An 18,599-nucleotide genomic window follows, 5' to 3' on the forward strand; every position below is an offset into this window, starting at 1 on the left:
CATCAACAAGCCAGACACGGTAGCCGCAGCGCCCCGTGAGGGGCAGCTGTTGCCGTGTGAATGGCAAAACGGAGACATACAACATGAGTCGAAATCATCCAAGCGCAGCCGGGGAGTCGCTGCAGCAGACAGGGGAGCTGGAGCGCGGCCTCAAGGACCGGCACATCCAGCTGATCGCCCTGGGCGGCGCCATTGGCGTGGGCCTGTTCCTGGGCTCGGCCAAGGCAATCCACAAGGCCGGGCCGCTGCTGCTGGTCAGCTACGCCATCGCGGGGCTGGCCATCTTCTTCATCATGCGGGCACTGGGCGAGTTGCTGGTGCACCGCCCGGTGGCCGGCTCTTTTGCCACCTATGCCGAAACCTATGTCAGCCCCTGGGCCGGATTCGTCACCGGCTGGACCTACTGGTTCACCTGGGTGGTGACGGGCATGGCCGAGCTCACGGCCATAGGCATCTACACCCATTACTGGTTTCCCGCCATTCCGCAATGGGTTCCGGCGCTCGCCACCCTGGCCGTGCTGCTGGGCGTGAATCTGATTGCGGTCAAGGTCTTCGGCGAGCTGGAATTCTGGTTCGCGCTGATCAAGGTCGTGACCATTGTTGCCACGCTGGTGCTGGGCGTGGCCATCATCACCACGGGCTGGGGACCGCTGGGCCAGACGGCAAGCTTCACCAACCTATGGTCGCATGGAGGCTTTGCCCCCGTGGGCATGGTGGGCGTGGTCTTCACCTTGCAGATAGCCTGCTTTGCCTATACCGGCGTGGAATTGATAGGCGTGACAGCCGGTGAAGCCGAGTCGCCCGAGAAAGTGCTGCCCCGTGCCACCAACAGCATCGTCTACCGCATTCTGATCTTCTATATCGGCGCCCTGATCGTCATCATGTCGCTGGTGCCCTGGAACGAGCTCAGCCCCGACATGAGCCCCTTCGTCCATGTCTTCGACAAGCTGGGCATTCCCGCCGCTGCCGGCATCATCAACTTCGTGGTCATCACCGCCGCAGCCTCTTCGTGCAACAGCGGCATCTTCAGCACGGGCCGCATGCTCTATACGCTGGCGCAATTCAAACAGGCGCCCGCCCGCCTGGGCAAGGTCAATTCACGCCATGTGCCGGCCGCCGGCATTTTGATCTCTGCAGCCTTCATGCTGGTCGGCGTGGTGCTGAACTATCTGGTGCCCGAGGAAGCCTTCATCTACGTGACCAGCATTGCCACCATAGGCGCCGTCTGGACCTGGGGGATCATCGTCTTCTCCCATCTGCGCTATCGCCGCGCCGTCAGGCTGGGTCATGCCGCAGCCGTGGCCTACCGCATGCCCGGCGCGCCGTTCACCAACTGGTTTGTGCTGGCCTTTCTGGCCGTGGTGCTGGTCTGCCTGTCGCTGGATGCCAGCACCCGCGTGGCGCTCTATATCGCGCCCCTGTGGTTTGCGCTGCTGACGATCGGCTACCGGCTCTACGCGGTCAAGCCCGAGCAGCGCCAAAGCCTGGCGCAAGCGCAGCAGCAAGCCGCCTGAGGCTCAGCACAGCCGCGCTGTCGATGCCCTGGCTGTAGCCAGCTGAGACCGCGACAGCCGCGGCGGCACGCTATTGATTCAGAAGCTTCTTGCGCTTTTTCATAGTTCATTTCAAAGACTTTTAGTTTTGAAAACGAACACTGGCAAGCGTGGGAAGCTCTTGAAATCAGAGCTGCAGACAGATCAGCACCAGGCCCAGCATCATCAGCGCCATGCCCAACTTTTCTGTCAATGAGAGCTTCTCGCTGAACACCTTGCGCGAGACGATATAGCTGAACCCCACCTCCACCATGCCCAGGGTGCGCACGGCGGCCGCCCCCTGCATGGCATAGGCGGTGAACCAGGCCAGCGAGGCCGCAGCGCCCATGCTGCCGGCCAGCAGCGAGATGCGCCAGGCCTTGAAGATGGGGCGCAGGCCCTGTTCATGGGTTCTGGCAATCCAGGCGCTCATGACGACGGACTGCATGGTCTGCGCGATCAGCACGCCCCAGGCCCCCGACAACCAGGGCGAGCTCACTCCCAGTGTTGCGATCTCGACCGCGCCACCGCGAAAGCCCACCGTGGCCAGCGCAAAACAGGCGCCGCAGATCAGCCCGTAGACCGAGGATTTGCTGGTCCAGGCCGAGAGCGTGAACAGTTGCCCGCGCGGCGGCAGCGACAGCATCAGCACGCCCACGGTGGCAAGAACCATGGCCAGCAGCGCCAGCCGGGTCGGCAGCTCATGCAGGAACATGGCGGCAAACAGGGCCACCTGCAGAACCTCGGTCTTGGACAGCGTGACCGCCACGGCAAAGTTGCGCTCCTTCATAGCCATGAGCAAGGCAGCCGTGGCCGCAACCTGAAAGAAGGCACCAAGTGCGATCCAGCCCAGATAGGCGGCGCTGAACTTCGGCAGCACCTGGGACGGATCGCCCAGACCATACAGCGCCAGCAGATAGATGGCGGCAAACGGCAAGCCGTAGAGAAAGCGCACCAGCGTGGCTGGCAAGGTGCCGACCTGCGCCGTCAGCGAGCGCTGGGCCGTGTTGCGCACCGTCTGCGCCGCCGCCGCAAACAGCACCACTCCCACCCACAAATATTCCATTCCTATGCCCGGCATGAGACGCTTTCTTTTCTGTTAGCGCGCCAGCATAGCGCCGGCTGCCGGACGGTGCTGACGCGATTCGTGCAGTCCACCCGCTCAAGCCAAGGTGACGTGAAGCACGAACGGCTTGCGTCCTGATGGCGAAGTCTCCACCCCGGCAAAATAACCTCAAATCCAGACCATTGCTGCGTCTTTAGCTACAATTTCAGCTGGGTGCCCGCCGCACGAGGTGGCGATGGCAGGTGAATGTTCATGCGCAGGTCGGGCCGCCAGCGCACCAGTCGTTTGCAGTGCAGACGGCACCAGCAGGCATTGCCTCAGGTGCCGCACGCCTTCAGCGTACGACTCAGACACCTACCGACACATGGACCCACAAACACTTGTGCAGGCCCCTGCGCCTTTTGCATCCCAAAATTCACCCCGTGTTTCCGCACTGCAATCCGCGACCGAGCGCGTGCAGGCACAAATCTCGCACCTGCTGCATATCGAATCCTTCGCCGGCATGGTGCTCATGCTGGCCGCTGCGGCAGCCCTGATCTGGGCCAACTCCGGCGCGGCGCAAAGCTACTTTGCACTGTGGCATGCCCCCGTCGCGCTGACGCTTGGCCCCTGGAGCTTCAGCACCGATCTGCATTTCATCGTCAACGATGTGCTGATGACGGTGTTCTTTCTGGTCGTGGGCATGGAGATCCGGCGCGAGCTGCACAACGGCGCGCTGGCCAGCCTGCGCCAGGCCAGTCTGCCGCTGATCGCTGCCATCGGCGGCGTGGCCGTGCCCGCGCTCATCTACGTGGTCCTGGCGGGCAACGACAGGACGCTGCTCAACGGCTGGGCAATTCCGACGGCGACCGACATCGCGTTTGCCGTGGGCGTGCTGGCCTTGCTGGGCCGTAATATCCCGGGTGCACTGCGTATCTTCCTGCTGGCCCTGGCCATCATCGACGACATCGTGGCCGTGCTCATCATCGCCTTCTTCTACTCGGGCGGCCTGCAGGCCATGGGCTTTGTGGTTGCCGCAGCCGGCGTGCTGCTGGTGCTGCTGTTCAACCGCATGGGCATTGCCGCCGCGCCCCTGTATGTGCTGCCCGGAGCCATTCTCTGGTTCGGTCTGCTCAAGACCGGCGCTCATCCCACTCTGGCAGGTGTGGTGCTGGGTCTGATGACGCCTGTGTTTGTACGCCCCGCTTCCATGCCGCTGCTGATCACGGCACAGACGGCCATGCGCAAGGCCGGTGAGCAGATGCTGAGCGGCCGCCCCGATCCGCAGCACCTGCTGCAGGAGTTGCGCATTGCCCAGCTCGCACAGCGCGACCTGCTGCCGCCTGCTCTGCGCCTGCCCATGATTCTTCATCCCTGGGTGGCTTTTTGCATCATGCCCATTTTTGCGCTGGCCAATGCCGGCGTGCAGTTCTCGGGCATAGACCTGAGCGCTGCCGCACCGCAGACCACGGCCATGGCCGTGCTGGTGGCCCTGGTGCTGGGCAAGCCCCTGGGGGTCTTCATCTGCACCTGGCTGGCTGTCAAGAGCGGGCTGTGCAGCCTGCCCGAGGGCCTGAACTGGCGCGGCGTGCTGCTGGTGGGTCTGCTGGCCGGCATAGGCTTTACCATGTCCATCTTTGTCGGCGGCCTGGCCTTTACGGATGCTTCCCTGCTGGGCGCGGCCAAGCTGGGCATTCTGGCCGGCTCGGCCATGGCAGCCTTGCTGGGACTGGGCTATGGCTTTGCCATGCGCAAGCGTTTCGAGCAGCCCTGAACGCCACGACACACCGCCGGAAATCAAAAAGGTCAGCCCTGCAAAGGACTGACCTTTTTTTCATGCCGCAGAACAATCAGCTCTGCTCGAAAGGTTTCGGGTAAGTGCCGGGCAACAGAATTTCTTTGCCGACCTGGTTGATATTGGTGTGCCCGCAGAAGGCCATGGTGGTGTCCAGTTCCTTGTGGATGATCTGCAACGCCTTGCTCACGCCGGCCTGGCCATAAGCGCCCAGACCGTAGAGGAAGCTGCGACCTATCATCGTGCCTTGCGCACCCAGTGCACGGGCCTTGAGCACGTCCTGACCGCTGCGAATGCCGCCATCCATCCAGACTTCGATGTCCTTGCCCGCAGCCTCTGCAATCGATGGCAAGGCTGCAATCGAAGAAGGCGCACCATCGAGCTGACGGCCGCCATGGTTGCTGACCACCAGCGCATCAGCACCGCTTTGTGCAGCCAGACGCGCATCTTCGGCATCCATCACGCCCTTGAGAATGATCTTGCCGCCCCAGAGCTTCTTGATCCATTCCACATCGCTCCAGTTCAGTGACGGATCGAACTGATCTGCCGTCCAGGACGACAGCGAGGACACATCGCCCACACCATCCACATGGCCGACGATATTGCCAAAGCTGCGGCGCTTGGTACCCAGCATTCCAAGGCACCAGTGCGGCTTGGTCGCCAGATTGATGAGGTTTGCCAGCGTGGGCTTGGGCGGGGTGGACAGACCGTTCTTGATGTCCTTGTGGCGCTGACCCAGGATCTGCAGGTCCAGCGTCACCACCAGCGCCGAGCAGTTGGCTGCCTTGGCCCGATTGATCAGGCGCTCCATGAAGGCCTTGTCGCGCATCACATAGAGCTGGAACCAGAACGGATGGCGATCGGTGTGCTCGGCTATGTCCTCCAGCGAGCAGATGCTCATGGTGGACAGCGTGAACGGCACGCCAAAGGCCTTGGCGGCCTTGGCTCCAAGAATCTCGCCATCGGCATGCTGCATGCCGGTCAGGCCCGTGGGTGCAATCGCCACCGGCATGGCGACCTCCTCGCCGATCATGGTGGTGCGCGTGCTGCGCCCTTCCATGTTCACGGCCACACGCTGACGCAACTTGATTGACCGGAACTCGTCTTCGTTGGCCCGATACGTGCCTTGGGTGTAAGAGCCCGAATCGGCGTAGTCATAAAACATGCGCGGCACACGACGCTTGGCCACCACACGCAGGTCTTCGATACAGGTGATTTTGGAAAGATCGCTCACGACTTCTAGCCTTGTAATTGGAGTTGAACCCGATGGTAGCCCTCATCGCCGTCATCGGCAGTTCACTATGGTTTGAAGTGATTTATGCCGGTTTTGAAATTTTCTTCAGCGAGGGGAAATCAAGGGCTAATGCTAGGTATGCAAGCCTATTCGCACAGCCACCATCCTTGTCACCACAACAAACAGGAGACAACAGAGATGGTTTGGCAACAGGTCTATGACCCTCTATCGAATATGTGGCTATCCACATTGCTGGCGGCCATTCCGGTCGTGGTGATGCTGGTGGGCCTTGGTTTTCTGCACATGAAGGCCCACCTGGCCGCAGGAGCAGGCCTGATTGCAGCGCTGCTGATTGCAGTCTTTGTCTACAACATGCCCGGCGAAATGGCGGGGCGCGCAGCCTTGTTCGGCGGCTTCACCGGCCTGCTGCCCATTGGCTGGATTGTGCTGAACATCATCTTCCTGCATCAGCTGACCGAGCAGAACGGCAGCTTCAAGGTGCTGCAGGACTCACTTTCCGGGATTACCGAAGACCGCCGCATCCAGTTGCTGCTGATTGCCTTTTCTTTCGGTGCCTTTTTCGAGGGCGCTGCCGGCTTCGGGACCCCCGTGGCCGTGACGGCAGCCATCCTGATCGGCCTGGGCTTTTCTCCACTGGCGGCATCCGGTCTGTCACTGATCGCCAATACCGCACCCGTGGCCTTTGGCGCCCTGGGCACGCCCGTCATCACGCTGGCCAAGGTCCATGGCTACGATCTGATGGAAGTGACCGCCATGATCGGCCGCCAGCTGCCTTTCTTCTCGGTGCTGGTGCCGTTCTGGCTGATCTGGGCCTTTGCCGGTCGCAAGGGCATGATGGAGATCTGGCCCGCGATTCTGGTCACCGGCCTGTCGTTTGCCATTCCCCAGTATCTGGTCTCCAACTTCATCGGCCCAGAGCTGGTGGACATCATCGCGGCCATTGTTTCCATGGCCAGCCTGATCCTGTTCCTGCGCGTCTGGCAGCCCAAGAAGATCTGGACCTCGGCCTCGCTGCGCGGCAAGGATATCAGCGCCTCCGAAGTCAAGCCGCCGCAGCCCGTGGCCAAGCACAGCAAGAGCGCGCTGATCGCCGCCTGGACACCCTGGATCATTCTCTCGGTGTTTGTGTTCATCTGGGGCCTGCCGCCGGTCAAGGCCTGGCTCAACAGCCTGTTTGCCCCCGCCTTCCCCATGACGGGCCTGCACAATCTGATCGAGAAAATGCCGCCCGTGGTGCCCCAGCCGACCAAGGAGGGTGCGGTCTACACGCTGAACCTGCTGTCTGCCACCGGAACCGCCATTCTGTTCTCGGCCATCGTCAGTGCCTTCGTCATGAAGTACAACCCGGTGACCATAGCGCGCACCTTCTTCAAGACCACATGGCTGGTGCGCTACTCGCTGCTGACCATCGTGCTGATGCTGGCCCTGGGCACGCTGACACGCTACTCGGGCACAGACACCACCCTGGGCCTGGCCTTTGCCAACACCGGTGTGCTCTACCCCTTCTTCGGCACGCTGATGGGCTGGCTGGGCGTGGCGCTCACAGGCTCGGACACTGCATCCAACGTGCTGTTCGGCGGCATGCAGAAGGTCGCCGCCGACCAACTGGGCCTGTCCCCCAACCTCATGGGCGCCGCCAACAGCTCGGGCGGCGTGATGGGCAAGATGATCGATGCGCAATCCATCGTCGTGGCTTCGACCGCCACACGCTGGTTCAACCGCGAAGGCGACATCCTGCGTTACGTATTCTTCCACTCCATCGCCCTGGCCTGCCTGATGGGCCTGTTCGTCACCATGCAGGCCTATGTCTGGCCGTTCAAGCTAATGGTGAACTGAGCCCCCGAGCCGCTTTGCGGCTTGCCCTGACGGGACACCCTAAAGGGCCACACTGGCCCTTGCTCGGCATCTCTGGCCTGGGCCGCGGCAGTTTTCCACCGCGCATGTCCCTTTTCTCAACCCACCAGGTGGGCACACCAGCAGCCGCAGCGCCTTCGGGCCTGCGGCTTTTTTGCGCCGTTTGCAGGGGATCAGCGTAATACCAATCTGCAAATTGGTATTACCAATCAATTATTAAAAACAAGGGAAAACCACTAATTCATGACCAAAACCCCATTTCTATAATCCATCCAACCCGAAATCGCCACACATTGGTCATACCAATTTAACAAGCGAAGCCGAACAAGACTGCATGACAGCGTCCGGCGCAGGGCGGCATGGTTGTTTAAAGAATTGACGGGGAAGCTTCTGGACGCTCAGGAGGGTTGCCCTCCCCGCATAAATCCAGGAGATCAAGGCAATGCAAGAAATCTGGTCGCAGAACTACGACCCCGCAGGCAATGTGTGGGTGTCGGCGCTGGTGGCGCTGATACCCATCATCTTTTTCTTTCTCGCACTGACCAAGCTGCGCCTCAAGGGCTATGTGGCGGGCACCATCACGGTGGCGCTGTCCCTGGCCGTGGCGCTGCTCTTCTACCGCATGCCCGTGGCCAATGCGCTGGCAGCAGGCGTCTACGGCTTCTTCTACGGCCTGTGGCCGATTGCCTGGATCATTGTCGCGGCGGTGTTTCTCTACAAGGTCTCGGTCAAGACCGGACAGTTCGACATCATCCGCTCGTCGATTCTCTCGGTCACAGAAGACCAGCGCCTGCAGCTCATCCTGGTGGGCTTTTGCTTCGGTGCCTTCCTTGAGGGAGCCGCCGGCTTCGGCGCCCCCGTGGCCATCACGGCTGCGCTGCTGGTGGGCCTGGGTTTCAGGCCTCTGTATGCAGCCGGCCTGTGCCTGATCGGCAATACCGCCCCCGTGGCCTTCGGCGCCATGGGCATTCCCGTCATCGTGGCCGGTCAGGTCTCGGGCGTCGATGTCATGGCCATCAGCCAGATGGCCGGCCGCCAGTTGCCGTTCATGACCATCATCGTGCTGTTCTGGCTCATGGCCATCATGGACGGCTGGCGCGGCGTGAAGGAAACCTGGCCTGCGGTGCTGGTGGGCGGCGGCAGCTTTGCACTCGGACAGTTTCTGACGGCCAACTACATCGGCCCCGAACTGCCGGACATCACCTCGGCCATCTTCGCCCTGGTGACACTGACCACTTTCCTCAAGTTCTGGCAGCCCAAGCGCATCTTCCGCTTCGACACCGAGCCGGGCGCAGCAAAGATCCAGACGACAGCCCCTGCCAAACTGACGACCGGCATGGTGATCAAGGCCTGGTCGCCCTTCATCATCCTCACGGCCATGGTGACCATCTGGAGCCTCAAGCCCTTCAAGGCGCTGTTCGCCTCGGGCGGTGCACTGTCCGGCACGGTCTTCAGCATTCCCGTGCCCATGCTGCACAATCTGGTGCAGAAAATGGCTCCCGTCGTCGCCGCGCCCACGCCCTATGGTGCGGTCTATTCCTTCAACTGGCTGTCGGCCACTGGAACCGCGATCCTGATCGCCGCCGTGCTCGCCATTCTTTTGCTGCGCCTCAAGCCAGCCGTGGCAGTCCAGACCCTGGGCGAGACCTTCAAGGAACTGGCCCTGCCCATCTACTCCATCGGCATGGTGCTGGCCTTTGCCTTCATCGCCAACTACTCCGGCCTGTCCACCACGCTGGCCATGGCGCTGGCCCATACGGGCAAGGCCTTTGCGTTCTTCTCGCCCTTCCTGGGCTGGGTCGGCGTATTCCTCACGGGCTCAGACACCTCGGCCAATGCGCTGTTCGGCGCCCTGCAGGCCACGACGGCCGCCCAGCTGGGGCTGCCCGAGGTTCTGGCCGTGACGGCCAACACCACCGGCGGTGTGACCGGCAAGATGATCTCGCCCCAGTCCATCGCCATTGCCTGCGCAGCCGTGGGCCTGGCCGGCAAGGAATCGGACCTGTTCCGCTTCACCGTCAAGCACAGTCTGGCCTTTCTGGTGCTGATCGGCATCATCTGCACGCTGCAGGCTTATGTGTTTCCGTGGATGATTCCTACCACCTGAAACTCCTGCCCGACCCCATGCCCGCCATCCGCCTGTCCGACCGCGTTGCCCAGCAGCTGCTGGAGCTGATCCAGAGCACCCAGCTCCAGAGCGGCGCAAAGCTGCCGACCGAGCGGGCGCTGGCCGAGCAGCTGGGGGTCTCGCGCACGGCGCTGCGCGAGGCCATACAGAAGCTGGCCAGCCGCGGCGTGCTCGAAAGCCGCGTGGGCGCCGGCACCTTTGTCGGCTCGCGCGTGCCGCTGTGGCACGAGCAGGCCGTCGCACCGCTGGAATCCTTGCTGCGCGACGACCCCCAGTATCGCTACGACGTGCTGGAAGCACGCCAGGCGCTGGAGCTCAGCACTGCCTGGTATGCGGCCCAGCGTGCCACCGACAAGGACAGGGACCGCATCCGTCACTGCTTCGACGACATGCTGCGCCACCAGCAGGCGCGCGATGCCGCCAGCGCGGCCCGCTCCGATGCGCAGTTCCATCTGGCAATTGCCGAGGCTTCGCACAACGCCGTGCTGGTGCAGCTCATGGGCAGCCTCTTCGAGCTGGTGCTTGGCACCGTGGCCCAGAACCGGCGCCTGATGTTCGTGCATGATGATCTCTCGACGCTGGAGCATCTGACTGCACAGCACCGCAATCTCATGCAGGCCATTGTCGACGGCGAGCCGGAGCAGGCCAGAAGCGCTATCGGCCAGCACCTGGCCTATGTTCACGAAAAGCTGTCCGAGTCGGATGCCGAGGCGGCCCGACGCAAGCGGCTGGATCGTTTTTCCTCTTCCTCCGCCATTTTTTCATGATCATCTCCTCTACCACCGACTACCGCGCGGCTGCGCAAAAGCGCCTGCCGCCCTTTCTATTCCACTACCTCGACGGCGGTGCCTATGCCGAGAAGACGCTGGCCCGCAATGTCGACGACCTGGCCGACGTGGCCCTGCGCCAGCGCGTGCTCAAGGACATGAGCCAGCTGGACACCAGCATCGAGCTGTTCGGCGAGAAGTTCTCGATTCCCGTGGCGCTGGCTCCCGTGGGGCTGACCGGAATGTTCGCCCGCCGTGGCGAAGTACAGGCCGCCATGGCCGCTGATAAAAAGGGCATCCCCTTCACCATGTCCAGCGTCTCGGTCTGCCCCATCGAGGAAGTCGCGCCCAGGCTGGGCCGCCCGATGTGGTTCCAGCTCTATGTGCTCAAGGACCGGGGCTTTATGAAGAACGCGCTGGAGCGAGCCCAGGCCGCCGGCGTCTCCACCCTGGTCTTCACCGTGGACATGCCCGTGCCTGGCGCCCGCTACCGCGATGCGCATTCGGGCATGAGCGGCCCCAACGCCGCCATGCGCCGCTACCTGCAGGCCGTGACCCATCCGCACTGGGCCGTGGACGTGGGCCTGATGGGGCGCCCGCACACGCTGGGCAATATCTCCACCTACAAGGGTCAGAACGTCTCGCTCGAAGACTATATGGGCTATCTGGGCGCGAACTTCGATCCCTCCATCTCGTGGTCGGACCTGGAGTGGATCCGCGACTTCTGGAAGGGTCCCATGCTCATCAAGGGCATCCTCGACCCCGAGGACGCCAGGGATGCGGTGCGCTTCGGCGCTGACGGCATCATCGTCTCCAACCACGGCGGGCGCCAGCTCGACGGCGTGCTCTCCTCGGCACGCGCCCTGCCTGCCATTGCCGATGCCGTCAAGGGCCAGATCAAGATCCTGGCCGACTCGGGCGTGCGCAACGGCCTGGACATCGTGCGCCTGCTGGCCCTTGGAGCAGACTGCACCATGATAGGCCGCGCCTTCGTCTACGCGCTGGCTGCAGAAGGCGAAGCCGGCGTGACCAACCTGCTGAACCTGCTCGAAAAGGAAATGCGCGTGGCCATGACGCTGACCAGCGTCAAGAAGGTCTCGGAGATCACTGGCGATCTGCTGGTACGGGACTGATCCCGCACAGGCTCCGGCCCAGAGCCGGGCCTTGCGGGGATCAGCGCGCCGCCCCCTTCTGCCCCAGCCAGATGCCGCCCAGGACCAGGGCCACGCCCGCCATCTGCACGGTCGTCAGCGTCTGGTCCAGGAACACCCACCCCAGCAAAATCGCCGTCAGCGGACTCAGAAAACCCAGCTGCGCCACCATGTTCGGCTCCAGCCGGGCAATGCCGCGAAACCACAGCACATAGGTCAACGCCGCGCCCACCAGACCCAGCCAGGCCAGTCCGATCAGATGGCCGGGTGTGGGCGCCGGAAAATCCGGTCCGGCCCACAACGCCACCGGCAGCAGCAACAGGCCGCCGGCCGTGAGCTGCCAGGCGGTGAAGGTCAGCAGTGGCACGGGCGGGCGCCACTTGCGCGTGAGCACCGTGCCGCAGGCCATGGAAAGCGCTGCTGCCAGGCCTGCCGCAATACCTGTCGCATCCAGCGCCACGCCGGGCGTGAGCACCAGCAGGGCCACGCCCGCCAGTCCGGCCAGGGCTGCGAGCACCGAGGCCGGTCGCAGCGCACTGCCCAGCACCCAGGCCGCGAGAAACACCACCACCAGCGGCTGCACGGCCCCGACGGTGGCGGCCGCCCCGCCCGGCAGACGGTAGGCCGAGACGAACAGCATGCTCCAGAACACCGAGAAATTGAGCGCTCCCAGGATGAACACCCGCAACCACCACATGCCCTGCGGCAGGCGCCGTGCAAATGCCAGCAACAACAGGCCTGCGGGCAGCGCGCGCAGCAGGGCCACGGTCATCGCGGGCACCTGCGGCAGCAGCTGCGTGGTGACGATATAGCTGCTGCCCCAGATGGCGGGCGCCAGCCCTGTCAGCAGCAGATCCCATGCCCGGGTCTGCCCCGGTGTTCGCACCGCTTGCCGGGCGCTCATGCGAACTCCAGCACCTGCTCCAGCGGCCGGCGCGGCTTCTGCGGCCAGTTGCCGGCTGCTGCACGGCCCACGGTGACAAGCATCACCGGAACCTCCTCGCGCGCCAGACCGAAGCTCGATGTCACGCCTTCGGCGTCGAAGCCCGTCATCGCACAGGACGCCAGACCCATGGCCTGCGCCGCGTGCATCAGCGTCATGGCGCCGAAGCTGGCCGAGCGCAGGGCCTCGTCGCGCACCGCCTGCGCGCTGGCGTACTGCTGCTGCGCGGCCTGCAGCCATCCCTGCGCCATGGCGGCAGGCATGAAGCCCCCGTCCACAAAGGGCTGCAGCCGTTCGGCCAGCGCCTCGGGGTCGGCCAGCACGCCGCAGACGATGACGCAGACGGCCGCCTCCTGCACCTTGGCCTGATCCTGGGCCAGAGCGCGCAGCCTGGCTTTGGCTGCGGGCGTGCGCACGGCGATGAAGCGCCAGTTCTGAAGGTTGTAGGCCGTGGGTGCGCGCGTGGCCAGTTGAACCAGCCGCGCTATCTCGGCATCGGCCAGGCTGTGGGAGTCATCGAAGCGGTTGGCCGAGATGCGCTGCTCGATGAGAGCGAGTGTGGGGTGAGGGGTAGTCATGGCATGACTGTAGATAATTCACCCTGAATTGATAATTGGCTTTTATAAAAACAAACCATTCACCAACAGAGAAGAATCACATGGACCGACTGACCGCCTTGCAAGTCTTTCATCGCGTCGCGCAGCGCGGCAGCTTTGCCGAGGCGGGCCGCAGCCTGGGCCTGTCGCCAGCCGCGATCAGCAAAAACATCGCCGAGCTGGAGGCCCATGTGGGCACGCGCCTGATCCAGCGCACCACACGGCGCATGGCGCTGACGGAAGAAGGCCGCCTGTATCTCGAGCATGTCACGCGGGCGCTGGATGCGCTGGCCGATGCCGACTCGGCGCTATGCCCCTTCAAGGCCGCGCCCAGCGGCCTGCTCAAGGTCAGCGCACCCATGACATTCACGCTGACGCAGATGTCTTCCGCCATTCCCGCCTTCCTGGAGCGCTACCCCGAGCTGCAGCTGGACCTGCACCTGGACGATCGGCGCGTCGACATCGTGCGCGAAGGCTTCGATCTGGCCATACGCGGCAGTGACCGGCTCGAGGACTCCTCGCTGATCGCGCGTCCGCTGACAAGCATGTCGCATGTGCTGTGCGCCACTCCCGGCTATTTCGAAAAGCGCGGCCGCCCGCACACGCCTGCCGACCTCAACGGCCTGGAGCACATACGCTTCAGCCTCTCGGGCCATGCGGATGCCTGGGAATTCGAGCAAGGCGGGCACATGGAGAGCGTGGCAGTCAACGCGCGCTATTCGGTGTCCTCAAGCCTGGCAGTGCGCGACGCACTGCGCGCGGGCTTTGGCGTCAGCCTGATCCCGCGGCCCTATGTCGAGGAAGACCTGCGCACGGGCCGGCTGCAGGCCGTCCTGGAGGACTGGAGCACGGTGAAGACCACGCTCTATGCGATTTATCCATCACGCCAGCATGTGACGCCCAAGCTGCGCGCGCTGCTGGACTTTCTGGTCGCGCAGTTCGATTCCGGCAACTGAGCCTCCGGGTCATTGGCTAGCCTTCAGCGCCGGCGTTGACTCTGGATCTGTTCCGGCCCGGCCACCAGGGCGCCGGCACCGCGCACCTCGAGCGCGATGCTGTCCAGCACCTTGCCGGAGGCATCGAGCAGCTCCAGCCTGTGACGCCCCGGCCAGGGCAGCCAGCCCAGCTGACTGCCGCGCCCCAGCTCGCGCTGCACTTCTCGCATCACGGGTTGAGCGTTCTTGTCTGCTGTGGCCGGCGCTCCATATTGCCGGGTCACCAGCCGCCAGCGCAAGCTGCTGTCGCGCCAGTCCTGCTCGGCCGCCATGCCGGCCTGGCGCGCCACCATCTGCACGCGCTGGCTGTCGGGCGGAATATCGGGGTCCAGCGCCAAAATGGTGCCATTGGCCGGGCGCGAGATACGCACAGCGGCCGCAGCCGCGGCACTGCCGGACTTGCTGGCTTTTTGCCTTGCTAGGTTTTTCCGTTCCGTGCCGCCAGCCACATGATCCATGGCAAACAGTGATTGCTCGGTCCCTGCCACAAACCATTCGCCGCGTGCACTTTCGATAGGCATGCCGCCGCTTGCCAACGCACCGAACTGCACTTGCTGCTGCAGCACGCCGACCGGAGCCCTGGGCGCGCGGCTGGACAGGTTGCGATGCAAGAAGCCCATGATATCGGCCCATATGGGCGCTGCGCCGCTGGTGCCGCTGACCGAATGCATGGCCTCGCCACCCGCATTGCCCACCCAGACGCCCACGGTGTAGCGCTCGGACCAGCCCACGGCCCAGTTGTCGCGCATATCCTTGCTGGTGCCGGTTTTCACGGCCGTCCAGAAGCGCGTGGCCAGCACGCTGTCCGTGCCGAACGTCGGGGCCCGCGCCATATTGTCGGAGAGAATGTCGCCCACGATAAAAGCTGCCCGCGCATCCAGTGCCTGCACCGCGTCGTCGCCGGTTTTGCCGCCGGCCTTGCGGCTTTCAGTCTGAGGCAAGGCCCAGCTCACGGGACGATATTGACCGCTATTGCCCAGTGCCCGATAGGCATTGGTCAGATTGAGCAGCGCGACCTCGCTGCTGCCCAGCGCCAGGCTGAAGCCGTAATAGCCCCCGCTTTCACGCAGCGGCAGACCCAGTTTTTTGAGCTGCTCGAAGAAGGCGTCGGGCGTGACCATGACCAGCGTGCGCACCGCAGGCACATTGAGCGAGGACGCCAGCGCCGTGCGCGCCGACACCCAGCCCTTGAAGCGCCGGTCGTAGTTCTGCGGAATGTAGAGGCCGTTCTGCGTGGGAATATGGGCCGATGAATCCTCGATCAGCGAGGCGGCCGTGATGCGCTTTTCGGCAATCGCCTGGGCGTAGAGAAACGGCTTGAGCGTGGAGCCGGGCTGACGCAGCGCGGTCACGCCATCGACCTCGGACGCCTGGCTCAGCGTTCCTGAGGAGCCCACCCAGGCCAGAATCTCGCCTGTTCGGTTGTCCAGCACCACGGTCGCACCATCTTCCACATTGCGGCCCTGCAGCTCGCGCAGATGCTGCTGCAGGCTGGCCACGGCAAAGCGCTGCAAGGGTGCGCTCAAGGTTGATCGCACCTGCTCCTGCCCCCTGTTCTGGGGCAGCGCCAGCCAGCGCCGTGCGAAATGCGGGGCCACGCCCTCGCTGGCCAGCCATTGACGCCGCTGCAGAACGCTGGAGGTGTAGAGCTGCATGGCCGAGCAATCCCTGGCCGCCACATCATCGGGCACCATCACCTGCAGCACGCCGCAGGCACGCTGGGCCACCCGCTCCACCGAGGCATTGGGTGCCCGCACCAGGGCTGCGGCAATGGCGGCCTCGCGCGCGTCCAGCCCGTGTGCGGCCTTGCCGTACAGGCTTTGCGACAGCGCAGCGATACCCACGATCTCGCCGCGGAACGGCACCAAGTTCAGATAGGCCTCGAGAATTTGGTCCTTGCGCCAGCGCCTGTCCAGCACCTGGGCCGCCACAGCCTGCCCCACCTTCTGCACCACGCTGCGCCCACCCGGTCCCTGACGCCAGTCTCCATCCAGCAGACCGGCGAGCTGCATGGTGATGGTGCTCGCGCCGCGCGTGCGTGTGTTCCAGAGGTTGCCCCAGGCAGCTGCGGTGACGGCAGCCCAGTCCACGCCGCTGTGCTCGTAGAAACGCTTGTCCTCGCTGAGCACCAGGGCCGTGCGCAGTGCCGGCGAAACATCGGCCAGAGCCACCCAGGGTCCGCGGCGCACCGTGCTGTCGGTGCGCAAACGCTGCAGCACCTCGCCTTCGCGCGAAAGCAGCAGGGTCTCCGACGAGCGATGGTCGCTGCGCACCTCGTCATAGCTGGGCACGGCTTGGCTGCTGGCGGCAAGACCCAGCCACAAGGCGGCCGTCATGCCAACGGCTCGCCAGGACGGCTTCATTCTCGAGGGCTGGAAATACCGCTGCATGCCTTGTTTCATGTCTTTGTGCGCTGTTGAAAGTCAGCAGGCATTGTCCCAAAGATGGCACGGCAAACTGTCCGCTCAGACAAGCGGCAATAAAAAAGCGGCTCCAGCGAGCCGCTTTTTCCGGAACCACTGCCTTTTCTTCAGGCCGTGAACTTCTTGATCTTGAACGCCAGTATCACCATCAGCACGCCAAAGATGACGGCATAGGTCGCCAGCACCCACAGCATGGCCATCATGCCCGCGCCGGGTTGCATCAGCACGAAGATGCCGAAAAGCACCGAGAGCAGCCCCCCGAGCACCAGCACCCATTCGCCTTGAATTTCCTTGCGCAGACGCAGCGCCGCGACGATCTGCAGCACACCGGTCATCAAGGCCCAGACGCCGATATAGATAGTCAGAACCAGCGCGGTAATCGCAGGGTTGATGACCGTGAGCACCCCCACCACCACACCCGTCAGCCCCCACAGCAAAACCACCCACCAGTGGCGCGACTGCTGGCGGCTCTTGATGGCGGTGTAGATGCCTAGCAGGCCGTCGACAAACACATAGGCGCCAAACACCAGCACCAGCGCGGCGGCGGACGCCGCAGGCTGCATCCAGGTCAGCACGCCGAAGATGATGGCGGCGGCGCCGCGCAGCAACAGCACCCACCAGCTACGGTGCAACATGATGGACATGGACGGAATTTCTACAGGCATGAAGACTCCTCTCTTTTAGAACGTGTTTACGTTCTCAGGGTTTCACAACAGTGCGACTTGTGCAGCCACTCGTCTCTCGACTCCAGCTCCGAACCTAGCAACAAGCTCAGTCCAGCGTCAACATCACAGGCTGGTGGTCAGACGCCTGTGTGGCGCTGTCAACACTCCAAGTGTGCACTCTCTGACACAAGCTGTCGCTGACCCATATCAAGTCACATGCCCCAGGCTCTGCTCCCCAGGTTCGATCCACTAGTCTGAAGGTCGGAGGCTGCGGTTGTCCGGGATACAGCACATCCCAGCTATTGCGCCACTGCCCGGCCTGCAGACAGCCTTCCTCACCAGCAGCCCAAGGTGCGGACAGAACGGTATATTCGGGCTCGTGCGGCTCGAAGTTGAAATCCCCGCAAAGCACGGCATGACGGGTATGCGGCTTGGTTTGATAGGGCGAGCCATCGTTGGCCGGCTGGGGCGAGGCATCCGCCAGCGCACAGGCCTGCATCTGCAGGGCACGCAGTGCGCCGGCCTGCGCCATGCGCTGAAGCGTCGAGAAATATTCGAGATGCGTGGTCATGATGCGCACCGGCCCCAGCGCCGCGTCATCGACCGTGACCACGGAACACATGCGCTGCATGCAGCGCATATCGGCTTCTGCCGGCATGGGCAGCAGATAGTGCTGAACCAGCAGCACCGGCAGCCGCGTGGCAATCAGATTGCCAAAACGCTGATGGCCCCGGGGCGTGAACTCATCGACCGATGCGCCAAAGAAAATCTGCCAGCCCGGCAACAGCGCCTTCAGCTCGGCCAACTGGTCGCCGGGCCTTCCTTGCAGATCGGGGTAGTTGACGGCGATTTCCTGCATGCACAGCACATCCAGACCGCCGGACTGCTCGCCCATTTGCAGCGCGTGGCGCACGATGCGTTCCACACTGACCAGTCCATCCATGCCGCAGCACCATTGCACATTCCAGGTCAGGATATTCATCTTGTCGCGTCTTTCCAGATTGAAAGTGGCTGAAGCCCCGGCAGCCACCATTTTTACAGCAGCTGATCAGGCCAAGTTCTCGCGCAACTGGAACACATTGCCTTCCTTGTCCATGGCATTGCAGGCCGCAAAGCCAGGACCTTGCCAACGCTCGTCAAACACCTGTCCGCCCAGCGCCTGTGCAGCGCTTTCGGCTTCGGCAATCGCCGGCACGGTGACGAAGAACTTGAGCGCCACATCGGCACGGCGCTGCGGTGGCGTGCCGATCTTGACCCGCGCCGCAATCTCGGCAGGCAGGGCGTGAATCACCAGTTGCAGGGCTGCGGACTCCAGCACGATGACGTGCGCATCTTCATGCAGTCGCCGCATGCCCAGAACCCGCTCATAGAAGCCTGCCAGACTCTGGAAATCCTTGGCATAAATCAGCACACCAGCAGCAGCGGGACCGGGCATCGTCAACTCCTCAAA

Annotated in this window: 15 protein-coding genes; 7 read left to right on the forward strand and 8 right to left on the reverse strand. The window is 63.5% G+C overall.

Annotated features, from left to right (window positions below; translation table 11 throughout):
* Window positions 1–83 precede the first annotated feature (83 nt).
* Window positions 84–1,514 (forward strand): amino acid permease, encoded by a 1,431-nt coding sequence (locus Cth01_RS01280; protein WP_034353303.1) that lies wholly within the window; start codon window positions 84–86, stop codon window positions 1,512–1,514.
* 166 nt (window positions 1,515–1,680) lie between these two features.
* On the opposite strand, the gene Cth01_RS01285 is transcribed toward Cth01_RS01280, so the two are convergent.
* The gene (locus Cth01_RS01285; protein ID WP_034389350.1) at window positions 1,681–2,613 is read right to left on the reverse strand and encodes an EamA family transporter; all 933 of its coding nucleotides are present in this window, start codon (window positions 2,611–2,613) and stop codon (window positions 1,681–1,683) included.
* A gap of 349 nt (window positions 2,614–2,962) precedes the next feature.
* Here Cth01_RS01285 and nhaA point away from each other — a divergent pair, with 349 nt between their 5' ends.
* Window positions 2,963–4,351 (forward strand): Na+/H+ antiporter NhaA, encoded by a 1,389-nt coding sequence (gene nhaA / locus Cth01_RS01290; protein ID WP_045838342.1) that lies wholly within the window; start codon window positions 2,963–2,965, stop codon window positions 4,349–4,351.
* A gap of 76 nt (window positions 4,352–4,427) precedes the next feature.
* On the opposite strand, the gene Cth01_RS01295 is transcribed toward nhaA, so the two are convergent.
* Window positions 4,428–5,606, reverse strand: coding sequence for an alpha-hydroxy acid oxidase (locus tag Cth01_RS01295; RefSeq protein WP_045838343.1), 1,179 nt, complete (start codon window positions 5,604–5,606; stop codon window positions 4,428–4,430).
* Window positions 5,607–5,804: 198 nt separating this feature from the next.
* Here Cth01_RS01295 and Cth01_RS01300 point away from each other — a divergent pair, with 198 nt between their 5' ends.
* The 4 genes from Cth01_RS01300 (at window position 5,805) to lldD (ending at window position 11,509) form a co-directional block, all read left to right on the forward strand.
* A complete protein-coding gene (locus Cth01_RS01300; protein WP_045838344.1) occupies window positions 5,805–7,463 on the forward strand; it encodes an L-lactate permease in 1,659 nt (552 codons plus the stop codon).
* A gap of 460 nt (window positions 7,464–7,923) precedes the next feature.
* A complete protein-coding gene (gene lldP / locus Cth01_RS01305; protein WP_003067748.1) occupies window positions 7,924–9,588 on the forward strand; it encodes an L-lactate permease in 1,665 nt (554 codons plus the stop codon).
* 17 nt (window positions 9,589–9,605) lie between these two features.
* The gene (gene lldR / locus Cth01_RS01310; protein ID WP_034353291.1) at window positions 9,606–10,376 is read left to right on the forward strand and encodes a transcriptional regulator LldR; all 771 of its coding nucleotides are present in this window, start codon (window positions 9,606–9,608) and stop codon (window positions 10,374–10,376) included.
* A complete protein-coding gene (gene lldD, locus Cth01_RS01315) occupies window positions 10,373–11,509 on the forward strand; it encodes an FMN-dependent L-lactate dehydrogenase LldD (protein ID WP_034353288.1) in 1,137 nt (378 codons plus the stop codon). Before lldR ends, lldD begins: the two co-directional genes overlap by 4 nt.
* 40 nt (window positions 11,510–11,549) lie before the next feature.
* Here the strand turns inward: lldD and Cth01_RS01320 are convergent, their stop codons facing one another.
* Both Cth01_RS01320 and Cth01_RS01325 read right to left on the reverse strand, forming a co-directional pair.
* Window positions 11,550–12,431, reverse strand: coding sequence for an EamA family transporter (locus Cth01_RS01320; RefSeq protein WP_045838345.1), 882 nt, complete (start codon window positions 12,429–12,431; stop codon window positions 11,550–11,552).
* Complete coding sequence (locus tag Cth01_RS01325) at window positions 12,428–13,048, reverse strand: nitroreductase family protein (protein ID WP_045838346.1); 621 nt, start codon at window positions 13,046–13,048, stop codon at window positions 12,428–12,430. The genes Cth01_RS01320 and Cth01_RS01325 overlap by 4 nt, the downstream gene beginning before the upstream one ends.
* Before the next feature lie 80 nt (window positions 13,049–13,128).
* Between Cth01_RS01325 and Cth01_RS01330 the strand changes: the two genes are divergently transcribed.
* The gene (locus Cth01_RS01330; RefSeq protein ID WP_034353283.1) at window positions 13,129–14,022 is read left to right on the forward strand and encodes a LysR family transcriptional regulator; all 894 of its coding nucleotides are present in this window, start codon (window positions 13,129–13,131) and stop codon (window positions 14,020–14,022) included.
* A 23-nt stretch (window positions 14,023–14,045) separates the two neighbouring features.
* Here the strand turns inward: Cth01_RS01330 and pbpC are convergent, their stop codons facing one another.
* From pbpC to Cth01_RS01350, 4 genes are all read right to left on the reverse strand, one after another.
* The gene (gene pbpC, locus Cth01_RS01335) at window positions 14,046–16,424 is read right to left on the reverse strand and encodes a penicillin-binding protein 1C (protein ID WP_045838347.1); all 2,379 of its coding nucleotides are present in this window, start codon (window positions 16,422–16,424) and stop codon (window positions 14,046–14,048) included.
* Window positions 16,425–16,591: 167 nt separating this feature from the next.
* A complete protein-coding gene (locus Cth01_RS01340) occupies window positions 16,592–17,149 on the reverse strand; it encodes an HdeD family acid-resistance protein (RefSeq protein ID WP_012837236.1) in 558 nt (185 codons plus the stop codon).
* 106 nt (window positions 17,150–17,255) lie between these two features.
* Window positions 17,256–18,131, reverse strand: coding sequence for an endonuclease/exonuclease/phosphatase family protein (locus tag Cth01_RS01345; protein WP_045838386.1), 876 nt, complete (start codon window positions 18,129–18,131; stop codon window positions 17,256–17,258).
* A gap of 66 nt (window positions 18,132–18,197) precedes the next feature.
* Window positions 18,198–18,584, reverse strand: a complete 387-nt coding sequence (locus Cth01_RS01350) for a VOC family protein (protein ID WP_034353277.1) — start codon at window positions 18,582–18,584, stop codon at window positions 18,198–18,200.
* Window positions 18,585–18,599 lie beyond the last annotated feature (15 nt).

This window comes from Comamonas thiooxydans, assembly GCF_000964545.1.
Lineage (GTDB): Bacteria > Pseudomonadota > Gammaproteobacteria > Burkholderiales > Burkholderiaceae_C > Comamonas > Comamonas thiooxydans.